2 protein-coding genes are annotated in these 1,161 nt (G+C 67.2%); both read left to right on the forward strand.

Annotation, left to right across the window (positions count from 1 at the left end; genetic code table 11):
- Positions 1-575 (forward strand): winged helix-turn-helix domain-containing protein (locus tag EF387_RS46460; protein ID WP_238432110.1); only part of this gene is annotated, 575 nt, incomplete at its 5' end.
- Positions 572-1,147: a transposase gene (locus EF387_RS46465; RefSeq protein WP_128382587.1), complete on the forward strand. Its 576-nt coding sequence runs from the start codon at positions 572-574 to the stop codon at positions 1,145-1,147. The genes EF387_RS46460 and EF387_RS46465, both read left to right, overlap by 4 nt.
- Positions 1,148-1,161: the final 14 nt, after the last annotated feature.

Below are 1,161 nucleotides of genomic sequence, written 5' to 3' on the forward strand. Positions count from 1 at the left end.
TACTGAGTTTTTCGTTAGTTCTGTGGGTGCAGGAGCGTCAGTGGTGTGAGGCTGTTGGTGTGTCTTCCGAGTCGCAGGCCGTGGTTTTCGATGTGTCCGTTCCGCCCCTGACCCGGCCCCAGTTGGCCGAGGCTCGTCGCATGCGGGCGGTGGAGTTGTTCGAGCAGGGGCGTGCCACGTCCGAGGTGGCACGGATGGTGGGGATGCATGCCGAGAGCGTGCGCCGGTGGAAACGGTTATGGGAGCAGGGCGGTGCTCAGGCACTGCGGCGGCGTCCGGCCACCGGGCGGCCGCCCAAGCTGGATGATGCCCAAGTCGAAGCTGTTCGGGTCGCGTTGGAGCAAGGCGCTCAGGCGCACGGGTTCGAGGCGGACCTGTGGACGTTGGAACGGGTCGGCGTGGTGGTGGAGCGGGTGACCGGGGTGCGGTTGGCCCGGGCTTCGGTATGGCGCCTGCTGACCGTGCGGCTGGGGTGGAGTCTGCAGCGGCCCCGGCGCCAGGCCCTCGAGCGGGACGAGTCCGAGATCGCCCGGTGGGTCGCCAAGGAATGGCCACGCATCAAAAGGGGGCGGTGAAGAAACGTGCCTGGATCGTGTTCTTCGACGAATCAGGCATATCGCTGCTGCCTCAGGTGCGCCGCACCTACGCGCCCCGCGGCCGCACTCCGCTCTTGCGGCACCGGCTGAACTGGAAACGAGCCGGGATGGCCGCCGCACTGGGCTACCACGCCGCCGACTTTGAGCGCGGCCCGCGGCTGTGCTTCCACCTCAAGCCGGGCACCTACGACACCACCTCCCTGATCGACGTGCTGGAACGCCTCAAGGCCTTCTACGCCGGGGAGTCGGTGGTGCTGGTGTGGGATGGACTGTCCGCTCACTGGAGTCGGGGCATGCGGGCCTGGGCGGCCGAGCAGGACTGGCTGACGCTCGAGCGGCTGCCGGCCTACGCGCCCGAACTCAACCCCGTCGAAATGCTGTGGTCGGCCATCAAGACCTGCGAGCTGGCCAACCTCGCCGGCGACCACCTCGCCGATGTCGCTGACGCAGCCGAACGAGGCATCCAACGCGTCTGCTCCAGCGAGCAACTCCCGTGGTCCTTCCTCACCAACACCGGCCTCACCATCCACCATCAGCCCCCACAGAACTAACGAAAAACTCAGTA

Source organism: Streptomyces cavernae, assembly GCF_004023625.1.
Lineage (GTDB): Bacteria > Actinomycetota > Actinomycetes > Streptomycetales > Streptomycetaceae > Streptomyces > Streptomyces cavernae.